Origin of the sequence: Neptunicoccus cionae, assembly GCF_002860325.1 — a bacterium.
Classification (GTDB): Bacteria; Pseudomonadota; Alphaproteobacteria; order Rhodobacterales; family Rhodobacteraceae; genus Amylibacter; species Amylibacter lutimaris.
Window position 1 is genome coordinate 95,541 of sequence record NZ_PKOJ01000005.1, and the last position, 24,076, is coordinate 119,616.

General features: G+C 53.1%; 26 protein-coding genes. 16 read left to right on the plus strand and 10 right to left on the minus strand.

The genetic code is table 11. The features are described from left to right. The 5 genes from C0U40_RS12890 to C0U40_RS12910 all read right to left on the minus strand — a co-directional run bounded on the left by C0U40_RS12890 (position 1) and on the right by C0U40_RS12910 (position 4,706). Positions 1-864, minus strand: coding sequence for a D-amino-acid transaminase (locus tag C0U40_RS12890; protein WP_101656210.1), 864 nt, complete (start codon positions 862-864; stop codon positions 1-3). A gap of 22 nt (positions 865-886) precedes the next feature. Continuing rightward, positions 887-2,389 (minus strand): tripartite tricarboxylate transporter permease, encoded by a 1,503-nt coding sequence (locus tag C0U40_RS12895; RefSeq protein ID WP_101656211.1) that lies wholly within the window; start codon positions 2,387-2,389, stop codon positions 887-889. A 22-nt stretch (positions 2,390-2,411) separates the two neighbouring features. Continuing rightward, complete coding sequence (locus C0U40_RS12900; RefSeq protein WP_101656212.1) at positions 2,412-2,828, minus strand: tripartite tricarboxylate transporter TctB family protein; 417 nt, start codon at positions 2,826-2,828, stop codon at positions 2,412-2,414. Between the two features lie 63 nt (positions 2,829-2,891). Beyond that, entirely contained in the window at positions 2,892-3,842 is a 951-nt protein-coding gene (locus C0U40_RS12905) for a tripartite tricarboxylate transporter substrate binding protein (RefSeq protein WP_101656213.1), read from the minus strand. Between the two features lie 36 nt (positions 3,843-3,878). Next, the gene (locus tag C0U40_RS12910; protein WP_145991935.1) at positions 3,879-4,706 is read right to left on the minus strand and encodes a universal stress protein; all 828 of its coding nucleotides are present in this window, start codon (positions 4,704-4,706) and stop codon (positions 3,879-3,881) included. 166 nt (positions 4,707-4,872) lie between these two features. On the opposite strand from C0U40_RS12910, the gene C0U40_RS12915 reads away from it, so the two are divergent. After that, entirely contained in the window at positions 4,873-5,490 is a 618-nt protein-coding gene (locus C0U40_RS12915; RefSeq protein ID WP_101656215.1) for a helix-turn-helix domain-containing protein, read from the plus strand. A 103-nt stretch (positions 5,491-5,593) separates the two neighbouring features. Here C0U40_RS12915 and nrtS read toward each other — a convergent pair whose 3' ends face one another. The 4 genes from nrtS to C0U40_RS12935 all read right to left on the minus strand — a co-directional run bounded on the left by nrtS (position 5,594) and on the right by C0U40_RS12935 (position 9,181). Next, complete coding sequence (gene nrtS, locus C0U40_RS12920; protein ID WP_101656413.1) at positions 5,594-5,839, minus strand: nitrate/nitrite transporter NrtS; 246 nt, start codon at positions 5,837-5,839, stop codon at positions 5,594-5,596. 25 nt (positions 5,840-5,864) lie between these two features. Beyond that, positions 5,865-7,046, minus strand: coding sequence for an OsmC family protein (locus tag C0U40_RS12925; RefSeq protein ID WP_101656216.1), 1,182 nt, complete (start codon positions 7,044-7,046; stop codon positions 5,865-5,867). 94 nt (positions 7,047-7,140) lie between these two features. Further along, positions 7,141-8,415: an alkyl/aryl-sulfatase gene (locus C0U40_RS12930; protein WP_180957696.1), complete on the minus strand. Its 1,275-nt coding sequence runs from the start codon at positions 8,413-8,415 to the stop codon at positions 7,141-7,143. Between the two features lie 7 nt (positions 8,416-8,422). After that, complete coding sequence (locus C0U40_RS12935) at positions 8,423-9,181, minus strand: GntR family transcriptional regulator (RefSeq protein ID WP_101656218.1); 759 nt, start codon at positions 9,179-9,181, stop codon at positions 8,423-8,425. A gap of 182 nt (positions 9,182-9,363) precedes the next feature. Here C0U40_RS12935 and C0U40_RS12940 point away from each other — a divergent pair, with 182 nt between their 5' ends. The 10 genes from C0U40_RS12940 (at position 9,364) to C0U40_RS12985 (ending at position 19,949) form a co-directional block, all read left to right on the plus strand. Further along, complete coding sequence (locus C0U40_RS12940; protein ID WP_180957697.1) at positions 9,364-10,374, plus strand: TRAP transporter substrate-binding protein; 1,011 nt, start codon at positions 9,364-9,366, stop codon at positions 10,372-10,374. 49 nt (positions 10,375-10,423) lie between these two features. Then, positions 10,424-10,963, plus strand: coding sequence for a TRAP transporter small permease (locus C0U40_RS12945; RefSeq protein ID WP_180957698.1), 540 nt, complete (start codon positions 10,424-10,426; stop codon positions 10,961-10,963). Next, positions 10,960-12,321, plus strand: coding sequence for a TRAP transporter large permease (locus tag C0U40_RS12950; RefSeq protein ID WP_101656221.1), 1,362 nt, complete (start codon positions 10,960-10,962; stop codon positions 12,319-12,321). The genes C0U40_RS12945 and C0U40_RS12950 overlap by 4 nt, the downstream gene beginning before the upstream one ends. 15 nt (positions 12,322-12,336) lie before the next feature. Then, positions 12,337-13,776 (plus strand): aldehyde dehydrogenase family protein, encoded by a 1,440-nt coding sequence (locus tag C0U40_RS12955; protein WP_101656222.1) that lies wholly within the window; start codon positions 12,337-12,339, stop codon positions 13,774-13,776. Then, positions 13,773-14,594, plus strand: coding sequence for a glutathione S-transferase family protein (locus tag C0U40_RS12960; RefSeq protein ID WP_286134967.1), 822 nt, complete (start codon positions 13,773-13,775; stop codon positions 14,592-14,594). The genes C0U40_RS12955 and C0U40_RS12960 overlap by 4 nt, the downstream gene beginning before the upstream one ends. Positions 14,595-14,609: 15 nt before the next feature. Continuing rightward, positions 14,610-15,362, plus strand: coding sequence for an SDR family NAD(P)-dependent oxidoreductase (locus C0U40_RS12965; RefSeq protein ID WP_101656224.1), 753 nt, complete (start codon positions 14,610-14,612; stop codon positions 15,360-15,362). Between the two features lie 19 nt (positions 15,363-15,381). Next, positions 15,382-17,019 carry a sulfatase-like hydrolase/transferase gene (locus tag C0U40_RS12970; protein ID WP_101656225.1) on the plus strand — a complete coding sequence of 546 codons (1,638 nt, stop codon included), beginning with the start codon at positions 15,382-15,384 and terminating at the stop codon, positions 17,017-17,019. Positions 17,020-17,044: 25 nt separating this feature from the next. Then, positions 17,045-18,088, plus strand: a complete 1,044-nt coding sequence (dctP, locus tag C0U40_RS12975) for a TRAP transporter substrate-binding protein DctP (RefSeq protein ID WP_101656226.1) — start codon at positions 17,045-17,047, stop codon at positions 18,086-18,088. Between the two features lie 64 nt (positions 18,089-18,152). Then, positions 18,153-18,638 carry a TRAP transporter small permease gene (locus tag C0U40_RS12980; RefSeq protein ID WP_101656227.1) on the plus strand — a complete coding sequence of 162 codons (486 nt, stop codon included), beginning with the start codon at positions 18,153-18,155 and terminating at the stop codon, positions 18,636-18,638. Positions 18,639-18,647: 9 nt separating this feature from the next. After that, positions 18,648-19,949 (plus strand): TRAP transporter large permease, encoded by a 1,302-nt coding sequence (locus tag C0U40_RS12985; protein ID WP_101656228.1) that lies wholly within the window; start codon positions 18,648-18,650, stop codon positions 19,947-19,949. A 51-nt stretch (positions 19,950-20,000) separates the two neighbouring features. Here the strand turns inward: C0U40_RS12985 and C0U40_RS12990 are convergent, their stop codons facing one another. Next, on the minus strand, positions 20,001-20,894 hold the full coding sequence (locus tag C0U40_RS12990; protein ID WP_101656229.1) for a LysR family transcriptional regulator: 894 nt from the start codon (positions 20,892-20,894) through the stop codon (positions 20,001-20,003). A 94-nt stretch (positions 20,895-20,988) separates the two neighbouring features. On the opposite strand from C0U40_RS12990, the gene C0U40_RS12995 reads away from it, so the two are divergent. The 5 genes from C0U40_RS12995 to C0U40_RS13015 all read left to right on the plus strand — a co-directional run bounded on the left by C0U40_RS12995 (position 20,989) and on the right by C0U40_RS13015 (position 23,920). Beyond that, positions 20,989-21,282 carry a DUF2218 domain-containing protein gene (locus tag C0U40_RS12995; RefSeq protein ID WP_101656230.1) on the plus strand — a complete coding sequence of 98 codons (294 nt, stop codon included), beginning with the start codon at positions 20,989-20,991 and terminating at the stop codon, positions 21,280-21,282. Between the two features lie 44 nt (positions 21,283-21,326). Next, positions 21,327-21,797, plus strand: a complete 471-nt coding sequence (locus tag C0U40_RS13000; protein ID WP_101656231.1) for an ester cyclase — start codon at positions 21,327-21,329, stop codon at positions 21,795-21,797. Positions 21,798-21,851: 54 nt separating this feature from the next. Beyond that, the gene (locus C0U40_RS13005) at positions 21,852-22,343 is read left to right on the plus strand and encodes a nuclear transport factor 2 family protein (RefSeq protein ID WP_286134968.1); all 492 of its coding nucleotides are present in this window, start codon (positions 21,852-21,854) and stop codon (positions 22,341-22,343) included. A gap of 51 nt (positions 22,344-22,394) precedes the next feature. Then, the gene (locus C0U40_RS13010; protein WP_286134969.1) at positions 22,395-23,246 is read left to right on the plus strand and encodes an NAD(P)H-binding protein; all 852 of its coding nucleotides are present in this window, start codon (positions 22,395-22,397) and stop codon (positions 23,244-23,246) included. Positions 23,247-23,314: 68 nt separating this feature from the next. Then, complete coding sequence (locus C0U40_RS13015; protein ID WP_180957699.1) at positions 23,315-23,920, plus strand: sulfite oxidase heme-binding subunit YedZ; 606 nt, start codon at positions 23,315-23,317, stop codon at positions 23,918-23,920. The last annotated feature ends 156 nt before the right edge of the window (positions 23,921-24,076 follow it).

Here is a 24,076-nt window from a genome sequence, read left to right on the forward strand (position 1 = left end):
TCAAATGGCGTGCTGACGCAGGTCTTCGATCAAAATGGAACGTAGATCTTTGGTTGCTTTGCCCGGCTTGCCATCGCCGATGACTTTGCCATCCACTTCGACAACGGGCAGCGCAAAGATCGGCGATGCCGTGATGAACACTTCTTGTGCATCTTGGGCTTCGGCAATTGTGAAGGGTCTTTCTTCAACTGCCAGCCCGGCTTTTTCTGCCACCTTCAGAATGCCTTTGCGGGTGACGCCGTGCAGCAGGTCTGCCGACAGATCGCGGGTAATGATGGTGTTATCACGGATGATAAAGGCATTGGCGGACGTTGCCTCGGTCACATAGCCGTCCTTTACAAAGAAGGCGTCATTGGCCCCTGCTTTAATGGCCTGTGTTTTGACCATTGATGTGTAAAGCAGTTGAACGGATTTGATATCGCGGCGCAGCCAGCGCCCATCCTCGGCAGAGACGACCTTCAGCCCTTTCTTCGCGGCCGGATGTTCCAGCAGATTCATTTGTTGCGTGAAGGCCATGATGGTTGGTGCAACATCCACTGGAATAGCAAAGTCACGTTCCGCCACACCGCGCGAAACTTGCAGATAGACACCGCCAAACCCCAGATCGTTGCGCGCAACCAATTGCCGGTGCATCTCCAACAGATCGTCGCGGTCAACGGTAAATTCGAAATCCAGTTCATTCAGCGAACGCTGCAGCCGCTGGTAGTGGCCTTCAAAGTCCAGAAGCTTGTTGTCGACGACTGCGGTGAATTCATAGACCGCATCGGCCATAAGATAACCGCGGTCAAAAATCGATACCTTCGCTTCAGCGGCGGGTAGATATTGACCATCGAGATAAACCGTTCGTTCCGGTGAGAATTGCATGGGAATTCCTATTCTGTTCACGTTATGCAGGTTTTTGTTTTTTCCGATTGCGAAAGCCGAGCCAGTAGACAACCAAGGCTGACATCACGAGGAAGAGGATTGCGACCGGATGGTTAACAAGCCGGGTCACTTCGCCCCTGAGAATGATCGAGGTTTGGACCAGCGACAGTTCAAATCGCGGTCCTAAAAAGAAGGCGATGATGAAGACAACAACGGGGATGTCCATTGCCATCATCAAAAGCCCGAGCAGAGCGAATAACAGCATCACCCAGATGCCCGCGAAACCGCCCGAGGCGATATAGACGCCTGCAACGCACAACGAGAGCGCACTGGCAAACACGATCGAACTTGGCGCTGTTGCGATGATCGACCAAAGCCGCAGGCCCAGAAGGCCAACAAGAAGGTTCATGCCATTGGCCATCACCATGGCGCAGAACAGGCCGTAAACCAGACGCCCTTGTTCGGTAAACAACAGCGGGCCAGGTTGAATGCCCTGGATAATGAACGCGCCGATCATGATGGCTGCTGCGGCACTTCCGGGCAGGCCGAGTGTTAGGAGTGGGATGAAATCGGCTCCGGCGACTGAGCTGTTTGCGGATTCCGTTGCTGCGATGCCTTTCAGCTCTCCGGTTCCGAATTTTTCCGGCTCCTTGGAGGCTTGTCTGGTTGACGCATAGCTCATGAAAGCCGCAGCGGTGGATCCCATACCGGGAATGGCACCAACAGTGGTTCCGATCAGTGCCCCTCTGAGCAATACAAATTTGCACGACAGATACTCGGACAGAGAGACGCGGCGATCTTCACGCAACTGGTTCTTCGGAATGGTAACAGCGGGACGCGACGCAAGACCGGGGGTCGCAACCCGCGCCAGTATTTCGGACACTGCCAGCGAGCCAATCGCCACGGCACCGATGGGAAAACCATCGTAGAGATCAAAGAAGCCAAAGATCAAACGCGGGGTGGCATGTTGGGGGTCAAGGCCAACCGTGGCACACAACAGACCCAAGGCTGCTGCAAGTATACCGCGTGAAACCGAACTGCCGATCATACCTGAAATAACGGCAAAGGCGAAAACCATGACCGAAAAGATTTCAACCGGACCCATTTTCAGCGCGATTATGGCAAGTGGAGCCGACACAGTGATCAGCACCAGATCGCTGAACGTATCCCCCGTGACCGAAGAATAGAGCGCCATTTTAAGCGCCTTTACGGGTTTACCTTTTCGCGCCAGTGGATAGCCGTCCAGCGCAGTCGCTGCGGCATCGGGTGTTCCGGGGGTGTTGATAAGAATTGCGGGGATCGCGCCACCGATAAGGCCGCCTTTGTTCACACCAACCAGAAAGCTGATTGCGCTGAGCGGGCTGAGGACGAATGTGAAAGGGATTGCAATCGCCATGGCCATAATGGGGCCTATGCCCGGCATAGCGCCAACGATTTGGCCAAGAACAACGCCCGCAACCACGAAAAACAGGTTCGTAAGGGTCAGTGCGTCCTGAAATCCAGCGATGATTGTTGGGAAATCCATGAGTATACCTTTTGTGGCGCGCCTAGGGGAGAGGGCGACCAAGAACGATTTCGATGAGAAGCCAAACGAATACCGGAACCAGAGTTCCGGCAGTTAGCCAGTACCAACGCCGCTCGCCGATCTGCACCATTGTCAAAAGGGCGAAGACTGGCATGACATATTGGAAAGGGAGATAATTCAGTGTGATCAGCGCGCAGAGTAACCATGCTATGATAAGGGCCAGTCTGATCAGAAACTCTGCTTCAGTATCTTTTTCTTTTACCGGCTCAAAGAACATCACCACCGCGCAAACTGCCATCAAAGTCAGGGTCGCGGTCGGGATAGTCGCCGGTCTGATGATACCGCTTGCAAACGGGTCCACTTGCGCGGGAAGCACAAACAACAGGCACAGGATGCTGACTAGAGCTATCACAGCCGAAGCTATCCGGTATATGCTCATGATTTCCTCTCCATCCGGATGAAAAGGCCCGCCCACAGGGACGAGGCGGGCCGGAATGCGGGTTTACTTACCCGCCTCGATCAGCGCCAAAATCGAAGGCAGTCCATCAAACATCAGATGTTTTGTCCCTTCGGGGCCTTCGTTGCGCGGTGGCACGTGCATCATGTTGGAAACCAGCTTTGTCACTGCCGGTGAATTGATCGCATCATCCAGCATTTTCGCAATCGCAGCATGCACGTCTTCGGGCAGCCCGGCTGGCGCCGCGATATAGAAGACAGGGGCCACGGAGATCGGGTAACCCTGTTCAATCAAGCTTGTTGTGTCCTGCGAATAGGGTTGGCGGTGTTCGGTCGCTACGGCCAGCATTTTCAGATCGCCGGATTCGAGGTACTGGATATGCGCGCCCCCCATATAGGCCGCGCCAAGGTTCCCGCCCAACAAACCTTGAACCAGCTCTGCACCACTATTGTGTGGTACTGCGACAAAGCCAGCATCGTCAGCCTTGTTCAGTGCGTTGATCAACATCAGTTGGGTCGAGGCATCATATCCAAAGACCACGCCGTCATTTTCTTTGCTGTATGCAGCCATCTCGGGCACGGTGTTATAGGGCGCGTTACCTGGTGCCACGATTGCCCCCGGTCCGGTTACGACAGTTGCCATGTAGTCAAAACTATCAATTTTGAATGGCAGGGAGTCTCCACGTGTAGCAAGCCCCATCAAAACCGGAGTATTCACGCCCATCGCAAGAGTGTATCCATCCGGTTTCGCATTGACCAAACGGGAGAACATGGCAACACCGCCGCCGCCCGGAACGTTTTCGACGATGATGTTCCAACCGTTTGATTCTTCAATGCTTGCAGCAATTGCACGCCCTAGCGTGTCTGTGCCACCGCCAGCGCCAAAGCCGATTTGCAAGGTGATCGGTTGTTTGGGGGTCCAATCCTGTGCAGTGGCGGAAGTCGCCCCGAGTGAAAGTGCCGCGATACCGGCGGCTGCGAGTAATTTTTTGATCATTTTTTTCCTCTGTTGGTTTTAGTGTTCGATACAGTGCTAATGCGCCATCAGGACCGGGATATTGGTGTGGGTCATGAGGTCTTTGGTAACTCCGCCAAACAAGTCTTCGGCAACCCGCTTGTGTCCATAAGCGCCGCTAACCAGAAGCCCCGCATCGACCTCTTGGCAAAATTGAACGATCGCCTTGGAAATGGAGTGTCTTACAGGGTCGAGCGTAACAAAGCTGGCGTCTATACCATGCCGTAAAAGCTGGTTTCTGAGCGCTTCGTCTGCTTGTGTCTTCTGCGGTTTGCTGGCACGCACCGTGACGACGTGCACAGATTTTTTGGTTTTCAAATAGGGTATGCTGGACATGGCGGCTTTGGCTGCTGAATCCCCGCCATCCCAAGCCAGAACAGCGCAATCATTGATGTAATCCTGAGCGTAATGCGTCGGCGTTAACAGCAAAGGGCGCCCGCTCCGCTCTGCAATTTTATCAGGATGCAACATGAATTCGCTCGCTTGGGGCAGCTGTTCGTATTGTCCAAGCACTAGAACATCAAAGAGGCGCGAATGCTGGATGACCAGCCGGTCGGCATCACCCTGATCGTCGATCCAGTGTACCTTGGCTTGAGGCAATGACTGTGTGGCCAAGGACATGAAGCTTTCGTGGATCTCTAGAGTCTTTGCCTCGGTAATCTCTGCGATACTGGCGCGCATCGTGTCAGGAAACCAACCCGGCAGATTACGCTCGATCTCTGCACGGGAGTAAGCCAGCAAACCAGTGAGATGCGCATCATATTTTTTGGACATGTTAACCGCAGCGCGAACAGCAGCACGCGAAGCCCGTCCGCCATTAAAGGCGACCAAAACATTATTTATCACTGCACTTTCCAAAATGACTCAAACCCTCGCTTCAGAAATTTGATAAACCGTACTCACGAATTTTCCATCTGTAAATAATTTTTTTCGTTTAGGAAAAAATAGACAACTCGTGATTAGCTTGTTAGATGTTTGGGAGCGGGTTAGCAGAAGTCGTTAAGGGCGCAGTATGACGAACAATGTATCATCACAAACGCAGATGGGTCAGAGGATCAGAGACCTGCGCAAAAAGAGAAAACTGACACTGCAAGAAGTGGCGGACAAAACGCGCCTTGCTGTTTCGACTATGTCCAAGATCGAACGGGGGCTACTGGCTCCGACGTATGACAAGTTTTCTAGAATTGCTGCTGCGCTCGACGTTGACATCATCTCGTTGTACGCGACGGACTCAAGGGAGTTGGAAGAGGGCGAGTTCCTGATTGCACGCGCTGGTGAAACTGTTGCCCAAAAAAATGAGACCTATACCTACGAGATGTTGTTTTCCCAGTCTTTTGGGAAAGCAATGTTGCCTGCGATGTGTGATCTGCGTCCGATAGAAGAAATGAATGTGGAAACCCACATACGCCACCCCGGCCAAGAGTTTGTTTATGTTCTTGAAGGAACTGCGATTATTCATCTTGAAAACCGGCCACCGGCGATTTTGAAAGTGGGTGACAGTGCCTATTTTGACAGCAACCAAGGCCATATCTATTCCGCTGCGGGGAAAGAAGGCGCACGTGTATTGTTTTTGACAGCACCGCCTTCGAATGCGCGCGAACGTGAGGAAATACGGCATAACGGCGAATAGTTCGCAGACAGCCTTTGGGGATGAGGCACCGTGGAGAATAACGAGGTTCCGGCGCGGCAATGTAAGAAGAGACTGTGAACCTTAGCCACCAAATCCGTCTGTGTTAAATTGATTGCAACCGCTCGCGTACAGCTAAAACCGACGAATACGTCGAAACACAAAATGGCACGAGAAATGTCAAAGTAATCTTAAACAGCATCGCAATACTGAAAGCACCTACAACCAGTTGGTCGCCGTGGTTAATGAGTGCGAGCACCACACCAACGATTGCAGCGATGCGAAGTGCCCTTGTGACGACACTTCGCTGTCTCGCAATTGCGAAGAACCCGAGATCTTTTTCGTGGATCATAGCACCTGCCCCAAGCACGAAACGGTTAAAGCCGAACAACTTTTAATTTTGTCTTAAGATCTGTTTTGCAAAAGGCATGCAGAAAGCAAGTCTTTTCGGAAATATCCAGCATCTCTTGGGCGGTTTCGTCGGATTCCGTGGTTTCCAGATACACATGGGTCTCAATAGGATCCGCTTCACCGGCTTTGCCGGTACCGCCGGAGGCTCCGCCAAGACTGAAATGGGTGTCCTGCACGATGCGGTAATCCGGCAGGTCCAGTTTTAGCATGGATACGAAGCGTCCGAACTGCGTCATGAAGCAGAAACCGATGCCGGCACTGATCAGTGTATTTGCGTCCGGCGCACGCCCGTCTTCCGAACTGAGCAGTTTGAAAGATGTGCCGTAGGGCGAATATTGCATCTGCTGGATTTCTTTGATGCCGTCTTCGCGCAACACTGCCACAGCACCGATATTAAGCCGGCGGTTTTGTTCGTCGGACAGCGATGATGCGTTGGTCGCAGTTCCACCGGATACGTTTTTCTTGGGGGTCGGGCCGACCTTTGACATGAATTCCAGATCACCGGGTTCAGCGACGGCTTTGGCAAAATGGTTGCCGGGATCGGGGAATAGGGGGGTATCCAGTTCAAGGGCATGTGCTGTCGGTAGCTCTGTGCCGTTCTTGCCAAGTTTGAAGTAACTTTCAATCTGGCCGCGCATCAGACCATTGAGCGGAGAAGCGTAGGTCGCTTCTATCAAAAACTGGTGAAGGGCTGCATCATCCAGATCGCAATCAATCTCTACCCGAAGCTCGATATTCTCGGCGCCGCCGACCATGGTCCGCTTCATCATTGATCCGGTCATTGTGTAGTAGTTATCCTGGACCAGCTTGAGTTTGCGTATCTCGATACCGCGAATTTCTGCCAGAGCGATGATCTCGTTCATATAGCTGGCAACCATTCCGCAGGACAAAAAGGCCAGCGGGCAACAGGCAGCGTCGTGGCCATTCAAGTAGGGGCCTTCGTCAGAAACAAAGCGCCATGTATCACCTGTTCTGGCGGATCGAACCAGCGCCTCTTTCTGAAAACCGCTGAGGGAGCGGACCCAGGTGCGCAATGCGTCGCCCTTGCGGTTCTCGGGCGCGTCAATTGACACGTCATCCGCGTTTGCCACTTTGAAAAAAGGGGGAAGATTGCTGGCTGCGATCATGTCTTCGCCTAGTTTAGCCATTGAAATTTCTTCCTTTCATAATTTTAAACCCTCGCGGGGATAACTTTGATTGCTTTCGGGTGTGCAGTTTATTTCGGTGAATTATCGCGCTTTGTCAGCCAAGCTCTTCAAGTTCGCGGGCCGAAAGCAGGTAGTAGTTTCGCGTTGGCGCATTGATGGTTGCATCAGCGACTGTGCGAAGGGCGTTTATCTTGATCGCGCGTGCCGGTTTGACGTTCTTTTCCGCTGCAATCAGACGGTCGCACAGCTCCATCGCCCATTGGGCATCTGTGTTTTCAAGTGCGCTTTGCGCGGCGTCCAGAACCGCATCGGGGCCTCCCGCAAGCGCGATAAACCTTTCAGCTTCCTGTGCCGCAGGCAGGCGCCCCAAACTTGTCGGGTTGCCGTCAAACCATCCCAAGGTTCCTGCAAAATAGGCCTGAGAGGCATAGCCGATATGTCCGTAAAACTCTTGCAGGTAGGGTTTTTGCGCCAGTTCCTCGGGGAGTTTCAAAGCCGCAGCGATTGTAATCGGATCCAGACCGGCGTTCATCCCTTTCACTGTTTCGGACACCACGAAGCGGATTGCGTCACGGTAATCAGTGAGCGCCGTTTTGATCACCTCTGCGCCGAACACAGGTTGCGTATGTCCGGGTGCGAGTATTTCAGGCGCATAAGCCATCAGTTGATCCATCGCATCCGCCCAAGTATCGAAGTCGCGATAGGGTGTGCCACGGATTGCGTAGAGGTTTGGAAAGGCGTGGTAGAAGTTGTCACCGCTGAACAGGATACGCTCGGCTGCCCACCAAACGATCAAGTGATCGGGCGTTTCGCCCGGGGCTTTTGCCAGTTCCAGTTCAAACCCTTCGCGGGCTAGTTTTGTGGTTTTGCTGACGCGCAACGTAGGCTCGATATAACCGGCCCCCATTCCTTTCATCGGTCGATCTCCGGGACCAAGGCCAAGGTTGACCCGCTCGTTGTCGTTCAGGGTGATGCCGAATTGCCGTTTTGTGCGCGCCATAAGTGCCGCGTTCGGGGCAGGACGGGTTTCATCCAAACCAACAAGGTCAGACGAGAAATTGTCGGCGGCAATGATCTCTACATCCCGTCCTTCGGCAAAGACAGCAGCGCCTGAAATGTGATCGCGGTGGGAGTGGGTGTAGATGATGGTGTTAACCGGAAGATCGCTGATTTCGCGGAAATCAGTGAGAATATTTGTCGCTGCCTGTGTGGTCTCGGTTGTGTCAATGACGACAACCCCCGTTTCACCAACAAGGAAGTGAACATTTGATGCAGCGTAACCCACAGCAGAGTAAACATTATCTGCAAGCTTGTGGATTTTCTTCATAAATTGCGCATTTTGGGCGGTAAGATCAGGATGTGCTGGCATGGGTTCCTCAGTTCTTTGGTAGACCGACATCTGCTGCCGAATAGGCGATGAGGTCAGATACTGTTAACTGGCTGTCGCGTTTTTCAAATGTTTCGATGTATTCTACCATCGTATGAGAGTGTTCACTCATCATCCGCTCGGCACGGACGGGATCCGAGCTTTTGATCGCATCGTAAATGACTTGATGCTGCGCATTCCCGAGCCGGAGGCGAAACAAACCGCGTTCCAGATGTTCGGGTGTTTCGTGTACTCCACGGTCAAAAACCATCGAACCCGGTGCGAGCATGGGCAGATGACTGATCTGGCTACAGGTGAAACGCACGTAGTCATTGCCGCAGGCATCAAGGATGGAGGTGTGAAAAACTTCGTTCGCCGCCTGCATCTGCTTGATCGCCGGTTCGTCCAGACGCCCCTGTGACACATATTCTTCAATCGTGCCGATGGCATTTGCCATTTTGGGCAGGTAGTCGCCTTTGTTCGGCGATTGAGCCATGAGTCGGGCTGCAAGGCTTTCCAGATGCCCGCGAACCTGAATGGCCTGTAGAATATCTTCAATCGTGGGGTTTTGAATTCGATAACCGCGCCCCTCTCCGCGGAAGATCAGACCTTCGCGCTCTAATATGCGCAAGGCAAGGCGCACAGGTGTGCGGGATACATTATGTGTTTCGCAAAGTGTCGCTTCGGACAGTCGGGCGCCCTCGTCGTAGACACCATGAATGATGTCATTACGGATGCGGGCGGCGAGTTCTGTGTCAATTGAATCCATGCTGCATTCATCGCATTCGGGATCCCAAAGTCAAGATAAAATCGGATAGATCTGAAGTTTTTCAAACAAATTGCTTGATTTGGGATCCTAAACTATGCCTATCTTGCAACGAGAGTCGACCAATGGAGGATTTCGGGATCCCGAAATGCGGTTGGCCTCGGAGATTTTCTTGGGAGAGAACAATGGGAATTATACGATTTAGCCTTGCTCTGGCACTTGCAGCCACATTCGGCCTGTCTGCGCAAAATGCATCCGGCGAAGAACTTTCTGTCGCAACGTTTGTACCGCCACAGCATCACACCAACACAGTAATGTTCAAATGGTTTGGCGAGGAGCTTGAAAAACGTTCCGGCGGTACGCTGACAATGAAATTGTTCCCTGCAGGGCAGCTTGGTGCCGGTCCGGTCCAACAATACAAGCGTGCGGTCGAAGGTGTGGCGGATATCACATTTGGTGTGTCGGCCTATACGCCGACGCTGTTCCCCAAAACAATGCTGGCAATACCGCCCGGCAAGGCAGAAAATTCCGCTGAAGCGACCCAGCGTATTCTGTCTGTTTTCGATGAATACCTTGCCGATGAATATACTGATGTGAAGGTTATAGGCCTGACAACAGCAGCAGGTATCGGCATTGCCGCAACACGGGATGTATCGACGCTGGATGGTATGAAAGGTGCCAAGATCGTACCTTATGCGGCGCTGACGACCCCGATCATCGAAGCGATGGGCGCGGTTCCGGTGCAGATGCCGGTGACTGAAATGTACACGGGCCTGTCGACGGGCACGATCGACGGAGCTTATGCCACCTATAACAATATGACGGCACCGTGGAACTTCTGGGATGTGGCTTCGCATTTTGTGACCAACGTTCCCGTGCAGCACGCTGTTGTTTTCGTGGTGATGAACCGTGAACGCTACGAGGGGCTGAGCGACGAACACCGGGCGATCATTGACGATCTGGCGGGCGAGGCAGCATCAATGAAGCTGGCCGAAAGCTTTGATGGTGCCGATGCTAAGTCACTAAAGATTATGGGTGAAACCACGGGCAAGAACTATGCGTTAGTCGAGGTTAGCGCAGAAGAACGTGCCAAGATGGATGCGGCTGTAGCGGAAGGTATGAAGGCAATCTATGCCGACTATGCATCACGCGGAATAGCCAACGCCGAAGAAATCTACAACGCAATCAATAAATAAAACCAGCATGCCAGGGCAGGTGCCCTGGCATGTGTCTTGGGGGGATTTGATGCCGAAATCGCAAGAAATACCAAACGTGATTGTTTTTCTTGATCGCGTGCTGACCTGGGCGTCGCTGGTCTGTGGGGGGGCTACATTGATCTTTATGACTGTATTTTCCGTCTGGAACGTCTTGATTATGCGCAAGGCCTTTAATGCGCCGATTGTGGGTGCGGAAGACCTGCTCATCCTGTCGCTTGTTGTGATTGTGGCGCTTTCAATCCCGCTTGGCGCGCGCACCGGTGCCCATATCGAAATTGAAGTTCTGGAAACCAGCATGTCAGCGCGTTTTGCGAAATGGTCGATGATCGTGGTCAAGGTAGTCTGTGCGGTGCTGCTGGCTGTAATGGCGCGGCAATTGTGGCATGCCGGACTAAGCGCGGAGCGGTTCGGTGAAACCACCCAACAGCTTTTGATTTCTTACGAGCCATTCTACTATCTGCTGTCCCTCTCGATGGCGATATACGCTGTGGTCCTTATCCTCGACATCTGGCAGTTGATCCGGTCCGGAAAGGTTGCCGCACTTAAGATCGATGGTGACATGCTATGATAAGCATGACGCTTTTAGGGATACTTGGGCTGGTAACGCTATTTATTCTGCTGGCGCTGCGGATGCCGGTTGCCCTTTCGATGTTGGGCGTCGGGCTGGTGGGTACCGTAATCGCAAATGCTAATAAATTCATGGCTGTTGGCATGTCATCCGATCAGGCCTGGGCGCGCGGCTTCAAGATTGCCTATTCCAATCTGTCCGGCGAAACCTTCGAGGCAGCTTCAAATTTTAACCTGCTGGTCATTCCGATGTTTGTGCTGATGGGCACGCTTGCCGGAGTTTCGGGAATGTCCAACGATCTGTTTTCTATGGCGTATCGCTGGATGGGTCATTTGCGTGGGGGTCTGGCCTCTGCAACGATTGCTGCGTGCGCGGGGTTTGCTGCGCTTTCCGGATCCTCACTGGCCTCGGCCGTTACAATGGGCCGTGTCGCACTGCCCGAAATGAAAAGATACAAATACTCCGACAGTCTTGCGACGGGATCGGTGGCTGCCGGTGGCACGCTCGGCTTTCTTATCCCACCGTCAGGCGGCATGATCATCTATGCTGTTTTGACCGAGCAATCTATCGGGCGGCTGTTTATGGCCGGGGTGTTTCCGGGCATTATTCTGACGCTGCTGTTCATCGGGTCGATTTACTTTGTGGTTCTGCGCAACCCCGATGCGGGCCCCCGAGGTGAACGATCCGCCTGGCCTGAACGCAAGGAATCCCTTGTCCGTGCTGCCCCGATTTTAGGCGTTGTGGTTCTGACAATCGGTGGCATGTACACAGGGTTTTTCACCCCTGTCGAGGCTTCCGGTGTCGGTGCTTTCTTTACCTTCGTGATTGCCGCTTGGCGTCGTAGCCTGAACTTCGAGGCAAGCAAGACAGTCATCCTGCAAACGATGAACGCCACGGCAACGGTGTTTCTGATTATCATCGGTGCCTTCGTCTTTATTCCATTTATGTCGATGACCGAGGTTCCTGCAAATCTGGTGATTTTGCTGACATCACTACCTATCGGGGATCTAGGCGTTCTGCTGATTATCATCCTTGTCTACATCTTCCTTGGTATGTTTCTGGAATCGATGGCGATGCTGGTGCTGACTATTCCGGTTGTGATCCCCATCGCCATTGGCCTTGACTGGGATCTGATCTGGTTCGGCATCATCGTTGTGATCGTGCTTGAGATGGGGATGATCAGCCCGCCCGTCGGTATCAACGTTTTCATCGTAAAATCCATCGCGCCGGATGTTCCTATGGGCAAGATCTTTCGCGGCATCTGGCCTTTCTGGTTCTCAATGGCGCTGATGATCGCCCTCATTATCATTTTTCCGCAAATCGCCCTGTTCCTCCCCGAAACTCTAGTCGGCGGATAGCCAAGGAGACGCTCTATGACCGTACAATCAGATATCAAAACCTTGCAGCATTTTATCAACGGCCAGTGGACCGATGCCAGTGACGGAGAAACCTTTGAGGTTCTTAATCCGCTAGACGACAGTCTTTATGCCTATGGTGCCAAGGGCAGCCGGGATGACATGCAGGCAGCTGTAGCCGCTGCCAAAGCAGCGTTTCGCGAGTATAAGGAAACCACACCGACGCAGCGCGAACGCTGGTTGCTGCGCGTGGCCGAGTTGATGGAAGAGCGCCAGAAAGAATTGATCGATTGTTTGATCGATGAAATCGGATCGCCGATCCAGAAGGCGATGTTCGAGTTCACCAAAGGCCTGACGATGATCCGTGCCGCTGCAGGCATGTGCCGCAACGTGCGCGGCGAGACGATCCCGTCTGATGCGCCGGGCAAGTTTTCGATGTCGATCCGAGAACCTTTGGGGGTGGTTGCTGTCATCACGCCGTTTAATGTGCCGCTGATCAAGACGACACGGCTCGTTGCGAATGCGCTGGCGGTCGGGAATACAGTGGTGCATCTGCCTTCGGAAATGGCGCCTCATTTGACGTTGATTTTTGCCGAAATTATCGCAAAAGCAGGTTTTCCCGATGGTACGTATAACGTTGTGACGGGATTGGGACACGAGATCGGCGACGATCTGACCGGTCACAAAGACGTGGACTTTGTAACGTTTACAGGCTCTTCGGTTGTGGGCCAGCACATCAACGAGATCTGCGCTCGGAACAAAACGCCGGCAACGCTTGAATTAGGGGGCAAAAGCCCGACCCTGATCATGGCAGATGCAGATCTTGAGAAGACAATGCCGTTGGTTGCGCGTTCGATCTTTATGTTCGGGGGTCAGGCGTGTATCGGGTCCAGCCGCTTTTACGTCGAACGCCCTATCTTTGACGAGTTCGTCAAACGGTTTTCGATGATCGCCGGTAAAGTCGGGATGGGTGATTTGCGTGATCCGAACACAGTCATCGCGCCAATCATTTCGGACAGGCAGCGCCAGCGGGTCAAAGATCATATCGCCGACGCAGTTGCCAAAGGGGCAACCGTTGCCGCAGGGGGCGCGTTTGTCGGCAACCGGTGCCAGCCGACTTTGCTGACAGGCGTTACCGAAGAAATGACGGTTTGCCGTGCTGAAACTTTTGGCCCCGTCACTTCGATCTATCCGATCGACAGCTACGAAGAAGGTTTGGCAAAGGCCAACGACACTGAATACGGGTTGTCCTCGGCAATCTTTACCAAAGACATCGACCGCGCGTTTCACTTTGCCCGCAATATTGGCGCAGGCATGTGCCACATCAACGGGCCGACCATCCACGACGAAGCCCATGTGCCCTTCGGAGGCAATGGTGAAAGCGGTGTCGGACGTGAAGGCACAGACGCGGATATGGAAGCTATGACAGAACTTAAATGGGTAACGGTGCAGCTATGACGTTCACACTTTATCATCACGGATCATCCGTCTGTGCCGCCAAGGTGCGGTTTGCCTTGGCGCAAAAAGGGATCAAATGGGACGGTGTTTATATCGACATTCTCGCGGGCGAGCAGTTTGCGCCTGAATATCTGAAGCTGAATGCAAAAGGGGTTGTGCCAACGTTGGTGCACGACGATCTGGTGATCCCTGACAGTACGGTGATCATAGAATACCTTGATCAGATAGAGCCTAAAACAAGCGTGCATCCGAAGGATCCTTGGGGACGTGCGCAAGCACGCTACTGGACCAAAGCCGTTGACGAAGATTTGCACCCAGCCTGCGGCGCAGTGACGTTTGTTTGCTCTCACCGCCATACTGTGTTGAAGAAACTGGGTGAGGAGGGTGTTAAGAAGTTTCTTGCCTCTACCCCTTCCATGTCTGTGACCTCGGATTGGAAAAGCCAGAAGGACGGCTTCACGCGGTTCGGTTTTGACGCGCCGGGTGCCGCAGAGAAGGTTATGTTGTATGATAAATACCTTCATAAAATGGAAGACGCACTTAGTGGTGGTGATGACTGGTTGGTCGCCAACAGCTTTTCCATCGCAGACATATCGCTGACGCCCTACGTCAATCGTCTTGCGATGATGTCGATGCGCGGCATGTGGGAAAACGGGCGCCTGCCCAACGTCGAAAAATGGTTCGCACGGATCGAAGCACATCCGCATTTTAAGACGTGTTTTCTGGATTGGGTTCCTGAAGACCTGACCAACGACCTGCGCGAGAACGGCGCCAAAAGCTGGCCCGAAGTCGCTAAAATTCTGGAAATTGAAATCTGAAACTGGGAGGACATCATGGGCCGTCTTGAAGGTAAAACAGCAATTATTACCGGTGCCGCGCAAGGTATCGGGGCGCTTATGGCCAAGGCGATGGCACAAGAGGGCGCGCAGGTACTGGTGACGGACGTGCAGGATACCGCAAAAGCGGTAGAGGCTATCGTAAGTGGCGGTGGCAAAGCGCAAGGCATGAAGGTCGATGTGACAAACAACGACGACCTTGCAGCGATGGTTGAAACCGCTACCAGCATGGGCGGCATTGATATTATGGTGAACAACGCGTCGATTTTTGCGACGCTAACACCCAAGCCGTTCTTCGAAATAAGCGACGAAGAGTTTGATACCATCATGCGCGTCAACGCACGGGGGATCCATCAGGTCATGCGGGCGATCGTGCCTACGATGATCAAAGCAGGTGGCGGTAAAGTTGTGAATATCGCTTCGGGTACGTTCTATTACGGCCCTCCGGGTCTTTCGCACTACACCGCATCCAAAGGCGCGGTCATTGCGTTGACCCGCTGCCACGGGCGTGAACTGGGCGACAAGAACATTCAGGTGAATGCGATCGCTCCGGGGCTGACGGAAAGCGAAGGCATTGCAAACAATTCCGGTTTTGACATGGCACGCGCGCCAACGGTTGCATCACGTTCGATCAAGCGTGAAATGCTGCCCGAAGACCTGTTGGGTACATTGCTATATCTTACGTCGTCCGACAGCAATTTCGTTACGGGTCAGACGCTGAATGTCGACGGTGGCAAAGTCAACATTTGATCGGGTAGGGGACTGCAAGATGGCAAGTAATCGCAACATACTTTTTATCATGTGTGACCAACTGCGTTGGGATTACCTGTCCTGCGCGGGGCATAAGACACTGCATACGCCAAACATCGACGCGTTGGCTGCGCGGGGTGTGCGGTTTGAGAACGCCTATGTACAGTCCCCTATTTGCGGCCCCAGCCGGATGAGCACTTACACCGGTAAGTATATGTCCTCCCACGGGGCCACGGCAAATTTTGTACCGCTACGGGTCGGTCAGCGTAATATCGGCGACCACCTGAAACCACTGGGAGTGCGGCCAGTTCTTGTGGGTAAAACCCATATGAAAGCCGACACTGAAGGCATGCAGCGCTTGGGCGTCGATCCCGATAGCATGATCGGCGTGCATCATCGCGAGATCGGCTTTGAACCCTTTGAACGGGATGATGGTATCTTTCCGGACAAGATCGTCGAAAAGATCGGCCAGCCGAAGTACCATGATTACTTGCGCAAGAAAGGCTATGAGGGTGGCAATCCCTGGCATTGGGCGGCAAATTCAGTTGAAACCAGGGACGGGATGCGTTCGGGGTTTTATAACGACATCGCAGACCAACCTGCAGCTGTTGCAGAAGAGGACAGCGAAACGCCCTATATGACCCGCCGTGCAATGGAGTTCATGGCACAAGACGATGGCGGAGCGCCATGGCTTTTGCATCTTTCCTACATTAAGCCCCATTGGCCCTATATTGCACCTGCACCCTACAACAGCATGTATTCAGCGGAAGATGTGCAAGAGACCGTGCGCTCCGAAGCGGAGTTGAAGGACACCAATCCGCTAATGAAGAAATTCATGGACCGGATCGCGGGGGAAACCTTTCGCCGCGATGAGGCCATCCGGAAGATCATACCGACCTATATGGGTTTGATTAAACAGATCGACGATCAATTGGGCGTACTCTTTGAATTTATGAAAGAGCGCGGATTGTTGGAGACCACGACAATTGTCCTGACCGCCGATCACGGCGACTATCTGGGGGACCATTGGATGGGGGACAAGGACTATTTCCACGATCCATCCGTTAAGGTGCCGTTGATCATTGCGGATCCTTCGCCCGAAATGGACGCAACACGGGGCAGCGTTTCGCAGGCACTTGTCCAGTCCATCGACTTGCTGCCGACGTTCATCGAGCACTTTGGTGCAGTTCCGCCTGCGCACCATCTTGATGGCACTTCCTTGCGTCCGCTGATGACAGGTGAAGCGCAGACTGTGAATGACTTTGTTATCAGCGAGTACGATTACCACCAGCAGAATTTCGCACCCGAAACGAAACGTGGCCCGCGCGATTGCCGCATTTACATGGTCGTCACCGAAGACTGGAAATATATCCATGCGCCGGGTTTCGAGCCTGTACTGTTTAATCGCAAAACCGATCCGCAGGAGTTTACGGATCTTGGTCGTTCCGCGGCTCATGCAGAGGTACGGGCCAAACTGCACGGGATATTGGCCGATTGGGCGCTGCAATACCGTCAACGGGAAACCTACGATGATGAAACAGCCGCGCGCTTTACAGCTTTCGAAGAAAAAGCTGGCGTTCTGATCGGCTACTGGGACGAGGACGATCTGATTGATCCGGCCAACGCGATGGATCAGTCAAAACAACCGAAACTGTAAAATCATAAACTTCTGGGAGGAAACTATGAAATTAAAGCATCTTATGGCAACCGCGCTTGGCTCATTTCTGGCGTTCGGGAACATTGCGTCTGCTGAAACCGTCATTAACTACAACAACTTTCTGCCACCTACGCATTTTACTTGGGATGTAATGCGCGAGTGGGCTGCACAGGTTGAGGAAAAATCGGAAGGCCGGCTGAAGATTGCGTTCACTGCAAAATCCGTGGCGCCACCGCCCAAGATTTTGGATGCCGTGCGCAAGGGGGCGGCTGACGCGGGTTTTATGGCCAATGTGTTCGCGCAAAAACAGGCACCGGGCACAGGATTTTCCATGCAGCCCTGGGTCCATCGGGGCGATGCTGAAGCGGCCGGTGTTGCGGCTTGGGAAGTGTATACCAAATACTTCAAGGAGCATGACAGCTGGAAAGGCGTCGAATTGTTGGGGCTGTTCCATTTCGCAGCTTCAAACCTCTGTTCTGTTGATGGCGCACCGCTTGAAACTGTAGATGACTTGAAGGCACGTAAAATCTGGGCGCTGCCCGGGACAACCGCAAATCTTATGAAAGAACTGGGGGTTTCCGTATCTTCAGGACCTGCCGTGCAAATTCAGGAGTTGGTATCGCGTAATGTCGTGGATGCCTATGGTGGCCTGACCTACGATTCACTCGATAAATTCGGTGCAGGTCCTTACACAAAATACTGCATAGAATTTGAAACCGCGCCAACCAGTACGAATTTTTCGCACTTCATATCTTCGAAAGTCTGGAAGAGGTTGAGCGAAGCAGACCAGCAGGTGTTGCGGGATCTTTCCGGCGCACATCTGGCACGTATGATTGGCAGAGCGATCAATGAAGCTCAGGCGAAATCACTCAAAAAGCTCGAAGCAGAAGGTCTTAAGGTGGTGGATGTCCCTGCGGGCTTGCTCGCTGGTCTTGAAGGCGCGTCGGTGGCCGTTATCGAACAGTGGAAAGCATCGGTTGCGGACTACGGTGTTGATGCGGATGCAGCCCTTGCAGAGGTCCGCGCGCGGACCAAGGAATTGACCGAAGAATACGCAAAATCCAACTGATACAAAACGAAGTCTGGCCGGCCTTGTCCGGCCAGTTCACCCCTTTGATATTAGAGGTTCTGCTATGAACAGAAGTTCCACCCGGATTATTGCCAGTCTGTCCCTGTGGCTGGGCGGGATAAGCATAGCTCTTATGGCGCTTATGACTGTTGCGGATGTCATCTTGCGATATGTTTTCCTGTCACCGTTTCCTGGCACCAGCGAGCACACCCAGCTGCTGATGGCTGTGATTGTTTTCAGCGGCCTTGTTCTTGTTACGCGGGAAGGTACGCACATTGTGGTCTCCCTGTTTGAGGGGGCCATAAACCGCATTGCTCCAAAACTTTATGACCGGATCTATGTTGCGGCAAATGTGCTGGGGCTGGGGCTGATTATCTACGCGATGTTTGTCGGCACCCGCGATATGTACGAATATGAGGAAGAGACACTGGTGATGGAATATCCGCTGGTGTACCTCGGCGGATTTATTGTCCTTCTCCTTGTTCTCGCTTTTTTTCAACTGAAGCATCTTGCTATGCACGGACCTTCGGGTCACGAGCAGATAGATTAGGATCGCCCCATGACTCTTGCACTTATCGGCATCGGTGCTGTTCTCTTCCTTAGCGTGATTGGCGTACCTCTTGCTTTTGCAACTTTGTTTGTAGGTGTGGCAGGCATTACCTATCTGCGCAGCTTTGATGCGGCGATCGGGATCACCGGTCAATGGATCATGGAAAGCTCTATGAGTTACGGCCTGTCGGTCGTGCCATTGTTTATCCTGATGGGGGCCTTTATTCACCGCTCTGGCATTTCGGAAGAACTTTACGATGCGTCCTATGCATGGCTTGGGCATTTTCGCGGGGGTCTTGCCATGTCCACTGTCTTTGCCTGCGCCGGATTTGCCGCGGTATGCGGGTCATCCCTTGCAACGGCGGCTACGATGGGGCGGGTAGCAATGCCGCCAATGCGCAAGTTCAATTATGATGACGGTTTGTCGACTGGCACGATTGCAGCGGGGGGCACATTGGGCATTATGATCCCGCCGTCAGTGCCGATGGTGATCTATGCGATCATTGTTTCGGAAGATATAGGCGCGTTGTTCATCGGAGGTATTGTGCCCGGTTTGCTGCTGGTGTCCCTGTTTTTGGTCGCAATCGCAATCCTTGTGCGGCTCAAGCCCGGTTTGGGTCCAGCGGGCGAACGGCTCCCGATTAAGGAGAGGTTCAGAAAGTCACTGGGGGTCTACCCCATTATCGGACTATTTATGATTGTGCTTGGCGGGATTTATTCGGGTATCTTCACTCCGACCGAAAGTGCAGCAGTTGGTGCTGTGGGCGCTTATCTGTTTGCCCTTGCACGGGGACACATGCGCAGTTTCAAGGAACTGGCAGGGGTTCTTGGCGAAACCGTGCGCACGACTGCTATGATTTTCGCAATCCTGTTCTGCGGCCTGATCATGGCCCAGTTCGTAAACCTTACAGGGCTACCATTCGAACTGGTGGACATTGTGACCGGCGACAATGCAGCCATCAGTGCAACAGCCTTGATTATCGGGATCTGCGTAATCTGTGTGGTCATGGGTATGATATTCGAAGCGCTCGGGATCCTGCTTTTGGTGGTGCCGGTATTTCTGCCCTCACTTGAAGCATTGGACGTTGATATGATCTGGTTCGGTATCATTATCATTCTGGTGGTCGAATTGGGACTGATTACACCACCGATCGGGATGAATGTGTTTACGGTCAAAGCGGTTGTACCCGATGTTCCGTTGACCCGTATCTTTGCCGGAGTAACGCCGTTTATCATCGCGATGCTGCTGGGCCTGTTCCTGATATTCCAGTTTCCGGTGATTGCGACATGGCTTCCCGACTTTATGCGTTAGTTCCGTATCACGGTATCCAGCGCGGCAAATCGACGGAAGAGTTTTTAAGTTTCACAGCATCAAACCTGAACGATGCGTTATCAGGTGATCAATTAACCGTCGTGTCAGGGCTTTTTGCGGGCCGATGTCCGGCCATACAGCGTAAATGCCCAACGTCGGTAGGTTCCAATCCGGGAGTACGCGAACCAATTGCCCCTGTTCGATTTCCTGCTCGATTACACTTTTTGGGAGATGCCAGATACCAAGCCCCGCCAGTACCGCAGCCTTGGCAGCATTCACGGTGTTCACTTCTATACGCATGTTGGTTGGACTGATGCTCACCGATTGGTCTTTACGTTCCAGGGTTATCAAGCTTGGAATTTGCGTCACGGCGATGAAGTCATGGGTTTCAAGATCTTGGGGCGTCCCTATGGGTTTGCGCGCTGAGAGATATTCCGGCGAGGCGACCAGTAAACGTTCAAAATCGGCGATACGGCGATTTCTTAGGCTGCTGCTGCGTAAAGTGCCCAACCGGATCGCCAGATCAAACCCGTCCTTTACCAGATCGGTCGGCATGTCGCTGCACTGCAGGGATATCGCAACCATTGGATGCATCCGGGCAAACCCCCATAATGCTTGGTGTAGTTTACTATGTTCGCCGAAAGCCGGCATCGCCACATGCAGCGCACCGACCGGTTCCTCGTTACCGGCATGGATCGCGTCAAGGGCTTCTTCGCCTGCGGCCACCATGCGGCGGGCCGGATCAAGGGCGATTTGGCCTTCCGGAGTCAAAGACATCGACCGCGTCGAGCGAAAGAATAGCGTGACTCCCTGACGTTCCTCGAGTCGGGAAAGATGGTGACTGATAACAGACGTTGAAAGCTTTAACCGACGTCCCGCCGCGCTCAGGCTTCCCGTGTCAGCGATGGCCACAAAGACGGCGAGGCTGCGGTAGTCTTCGATCATCTTTCTAATTCCTGTAAAAGTGATTTCTTGACAATTGGGATAATCACAAAGGTGGATCTTGTCTATTTATGTTTTCAACACACAGGAGGTAGCAATGTTTGAAAGCAATGCAAAATTTACAACCGAACGGGCCAGCGGATATTTGCAACAACTTTGCAAGCATTTCGCGCACAAGATTGAGGTGGAGTTTGATCCCGAGGCTGGAGTGATCAGATTTCCGTTCGGCCAGTGCAAACTGACTGCCGAAGGAGATATTTTGGAGCTTACGGTCAGTGCCGAAACGCAAAGCGACCTCACCAAAACATGCCGTGTGATCAGCAGCCATCTTGAACGGTTTGCCTTCCGTGAAAATCCAAAGATTGAGTGGCGCCCTGTCTCCGCAACTTGACGCCAAACTTACAGTCCAACCCCAACCAAAAACTGGAAGATAACATGACAATAAAGACACTATTCGCATCTGCAGCCTTCGCTGCTCTCGCAACCGGCGCAGTCGCCAACGACAAGGCCACTGTGACTACATTTTACGAATTGCTGAGCAACCCTGGCTCTCAGGATCACGTAGCTGCATTCCAAGCCGCGACTTCCAAGGACTGGATCAGCGTGGGTGACTACTCCGGCAACACCAAAACCCGCGAGGCGTTTCTGGGCCAGCTGGGTGGTTTCGCACAACTGATGCCTGATCTGAACTGGGCTATTCAGGACATGCACCAAGACGGGGACACCTTTGTTGTGCGCAGCCGCGCAACGGGTACGCCAGTGGCACCCTTCTTTGGTGTTGATGGCCAGGGCCGCAGCTTTGACATCATGACCATCGACATCCACGAATTGGAAGACGGCGTCATCACGCGAACCTACCATGTCGAAGACTGGGCAGGCGCACTGCAACAGCTTTCCGGTAAATAAACAAACAGGTAACGGCCCGGAGCAATTCGGGCCAACACCACGCAGGAGCACATCATGCATCGTAGAACATTATTCAAAACATCCCTCGGCGCGGCACTTGCGCTGATGCTTGGCACGCAGGCAGGAGCACAAGACATGGACGAAACAACACAAGCCAGCTTTGACACTGTCATGGCCTTTATGGGCGCGATGGGCAGCGGTGATATTGAAGCAATGGGCCGTCTGATGGCTGATGATATGGTCTGGCACAGTGAAGGCGATACGACATTGCCTTGGGTTGGCGAGACAGTTGGCAAAGAAGCCATTTTTAAATTCCTTGGCATCTTTTCTGCCAACTTCCAGACCACCAAATGGGAAAACACCGATGCCTTCGCTTCTGGCGATACGGTTGCAGTGTTTGGACGTATGAACGGTATCACCACCCACAGCGGCAAAGAAATCGGCGAATTCACGTTCGCCCTGCGTGCCAAAGTGCGTGATGGTCAGGTGGTTCTGTGGAATTGGTTCGAAGACAGTTTTGCGATCAGCCAAGCCTACCACGGTTAAGAATTCTATCAGGCGGGCGTCTTCTGCGCCCGCCTGCCGCAGGAGAGGACCATGCCGATGACCATCGCAGTAACAGCCGTATCCGGCCAACTTGGCGGCGCGATTGCCCGCAATCTGATGGCACGGTTGAGCGGTGAAACCGTCATCGGCCTTGCCCGCACCCCTGCGAATGCAAAGGGTCTTGGTATCGAAATCCGACCCGGTGATTACGGAAACCCGGAACAGTTGCGCACATCACTAAGTGGCGTTGATACGGTGTTACTGGTGTCCGGAATGGACGCCCCGGACGCGCGTATTCAACAGCACCGCAATGTAATTAAGGCGGCCAAGGCTGCAGGCGTTAAAAAGATCGTTTACACCAGCATTCAAGGTGCGGAAGAAGGCACCGCTTTTTCGCCCGTCGTGCAAAGCAACCGCCAGACCGAGGCCGATGTGCGCGACAGCGGGCTTGCCTATGCCATCGGGCGTAACGGCATCTATATTGAACCGGACGTGGAATATATCGATAGCTACAAAGCCAGAGGTAAAATCGCCAACAGTGCTGGTACGGGCAGATGCGGTTACACAACCCGATCCGAATTGGCCCATGCTTACGCCTGCCTTTTGACCAGCGACACATTTAACGGCCAGACGTTTAACCTGTGGGGTGCAGCCATCACACAACCCGAGCTTGCCCGATATATGAACGATGCTTTCGGCACGTCGCTGACCTACCACGAGATGACGACTGAAGAATTTGTCGCGGATCGCACCGCCGAACTTGGCGATTTCATCGGCCCGATCATCGGCGGCATTTATGAAGGTATTCGTCGCGGCGTCTATGAAGTGCCCAGCGATTTTGAAACTGTTGCTGGCAGGCCTCACCAAAGCTGGACCGACTACTTCGGATCCCTAGTGAGTTGAGCCTCCCTTTTTGCATTGCAGCTCGAGTGCCTTATTCAGCCAAACGCCAAGTAACGAAAGTAACTTAAATGTCCGTAACAAAATCGTTCTTTAATTCACCCTATACCTTTTGGGGCATACTGACCTTGCCCGCCATTCCAATGGTGATCGGCCTGTCTTCCGGCGATCCGGAAGTAATCCATGACCTGCTGCATCCGACTGGTGAATTTGCGGCAAGGTTCATGATTATCGCGATGATGATCACGCCATTGATGATGCTGTTTAAAGGCTGGCGCGGACCGCGTTGGCTGATGAAACGGCGGCGCTATCTTGGCGTTGCAGCATTTGCCTATGCGCTGGCACATACCGGCCTGTACCTTGTTGACGAAGGTGCGGTCGCCTTTACAGGAGGCGAAATTTCAAAGCTTTACATCTGGACCGGCTGGCTTGCCTTCCTGATCTTTGTGCCCTTGGCCATCACATCCACAGATGGTTGGATTCGCAAACTTGGACCCCGCTGGAAAACGCTTCAGCGCTTCGTTTACGGTGCGGCGGTGCTGACGCTTTTGCACTGGGCGGCCCTTCATGATTGGGGCGGTATAGCTGGCGCGATGGTGCATTTTGTGCCGCTTATTGCGCTGGAGGCCTATCGGCTGGGGTATAATTTGCGCCGCCAGCGGATGGGGATGTCTTGAACGGAGAGGGCAAATGGAATTCTCCACATATTAGCGCTATTCCCAAGCAAACCTGCCATATATCGGGCCGATTGCAATTAAGCCTAGTACCCTAAGAAAGGCCAACTAATCTTACGCTTGAGGGAATAGCGTCTGTCGCCAGCGTCAACTGCGGTT

What these genes read in the sequence shown, in the direction of transcription:
- C0U40_RS12890 (WP_101656210.1), bottom strand. Translation starts at nt 864, where the DNA reads ATGCAATTCTCACCGGAACGAACGGTTTATCTCGATGGTCAATATCTA.
- C0U40_RS12895 (WP_101656211.1), bottom strand. Translation starts at nt 2,389, where the DNA reads ATGGATTTCCCAACAATCATCGCTGGATTTCAGGACGCACTGACCCTT.
- C0U40_RS12900 (WP_101656212.1), bottom strand. Translation starts at nt 2,828, where the DNA reads ATGAGCATATACCGGATAGCTTCGGCTGTGATAGCTCTAGTCAGCATC.
- C0U40_RS12905 (WP_101656213.1), bottom strand. Translation starts at nt 3,842, where the DNA reads ATGATCAAAAAATTACTCGCAGCCGCCGGTATCGCGGCACTTTCACTC.
- C0U40_RS12915 (WP_101656215.1), top strand. Translation starts at nt 4,873, where the DNA reads ATGACGAACAATGTATCATCACAAACGCAGATGGGTCAGAGGATCAGA.
- nrtS (WP_101656413.1), bottom strand. Translation starts at nt 5,839, where the DNA reads ATGATCCACGAAAAAGATCTCGGGTTCTTCGCAATTGCGAGACAGCGA.
- C0U40_RS12925 (WP_101656216.1), bottom strand. Translation starts at nt 7,046, where the DNA reads ATGGCTAAACTAGGCGAAGACATGATCGCAGCCAGCAATCTTCCCCCT.
- C0U40_RS12930 (WP_180957696.1), bottom strand. Translation starts at nt 8,415, where the DNA reads ATGCCAGCACATCCTGATCTTACCGCCCAAAATGCGCAATTTATGAAG.
- C0U40_RS12935 (WP_101656218.1), bottom strand. Translation starts at nt 9,181, where the DNA reads ATGGATTCAATTGACACAGAACTCGCCGCCCGCATCCGTAATGACATC.
- C0U40_RS12940 (WP_180957697.1), top strand. Translation starts at nt 9,364, where the DNA reads ATGGGAATTATACGATTTAGCCTTGCTCTGGCACTTGCAGCCACATTC.
- C0U40_RS12945 (WP_180957698.1), top strand. Translation starts at nt 10,424, where the DNA reads ATGCCGAAATCGCAAGAAATACCAAACGTGATTGTTTTTCTTGATCGC.
- C0U40_RS12950 (WP_101656221.1), top strand. Translation starts at nt 10,960, where the DNA reads ATGATAAGCATGACGCTTTTAGGGATACTTGGGCTGGTAACGCTATTT.
- C0U40_RS12955 (WP_101656222.1), top strand. Translation starts at nt 12,337, where the DNA reads ATGACCGTACAATCAGATATCAAAACCTTGCAGCATTTTATCAACGGC.
- C0U40_RS12960 (WP_286134967.1), top strand. Translation starts at nt 13,773, where the DNA reads ATGACGTTCACACTTTATCATCACGGATCATCCGTCTGTGCCGCCAAG.
- C0U40_RS12965 (WP_101656224.1), top strand. Translation starts at nt 14,610, where the DNA reads ATGGGCCGTCTTGAAGGTAAAACAGCAATTATTACCGGTGCCGCGCAA.
- C0U40_RS12970 (WP_101656225.1), top strand. Translation starts at nt 15,382, where the DNA reads ATGGCAAGTAATCGCAACATACTTTTTATCATGTGTGACCAACTGCGT.
- dctP (WP_101656226.1), top strand. Translation starts at nt 17,045, where the DNA reads ATGAAATTAAAGCATCTTATGGCAACCGCGCTTGGCTCATTTCTGGCG.
- C0U40_RS12980 (WP_101656227.1), top strand. Translation starts at nt 18,153, where the DNA reads ATGAACAGAAGTTCCACCCGGATTATTGCCAGTCTGTCCCTGTGGCTG.
- C0U40_RS12985 (WP_101656228.1), top strand. Translation starts at nt 18,648, where the DNA reads ATGACTCTTGCACTTATCGGCATCGGTGCTGTTCTCTTCCTTAGCGTG.
- C0U40_RS12990 (WP_101656229.1), bottom strand. Translation starts at nt 20,894, where the DNA reads ATGATCGAAGACTACCGCAGCCTCGCCGTCTTTGTGGCCATCGCTGAC.
- C0U40_RS12995 (WP_101656230.1), top strand. Translation starts at nt 20,989, where the DNA reads ATGTTTGAAAGCAATGCAAAATTTACAACCGAACGGGCCAGCGGATAT.
- C0U40_RS13000 (WP_101656231.1), top strand. Translation starts at nt 21,327, where the DNA reads ATGACAATAAAGACACTATTCGCATCTGCAGCCTTCGCTGCTCTCGCA.
- C0U40_RS13005 (WP_286134968.1), top strand. Translation starts at nt 21,852, where the DNA reads ATGCATCGTAGAACATTATTCAAAACATCCCTCGGCGCGGCACTTGCG.
- C0U40_RS13010 (WP_286134969.1), top strand. Translation starts at nt 22,395, where the DNA reads ATGCCGATGACCATCGCAGTAACAGCCGTATCCGGCCAACTTGGCGGC.
- C0U40_RS13015 (WP_180957699.1), top strand. Translation starts at nt 23,315, where the DNA reads ATGTCCGTAACAAAATCGTTCTTTAATTCACCCTATACCTTTTGGGGC.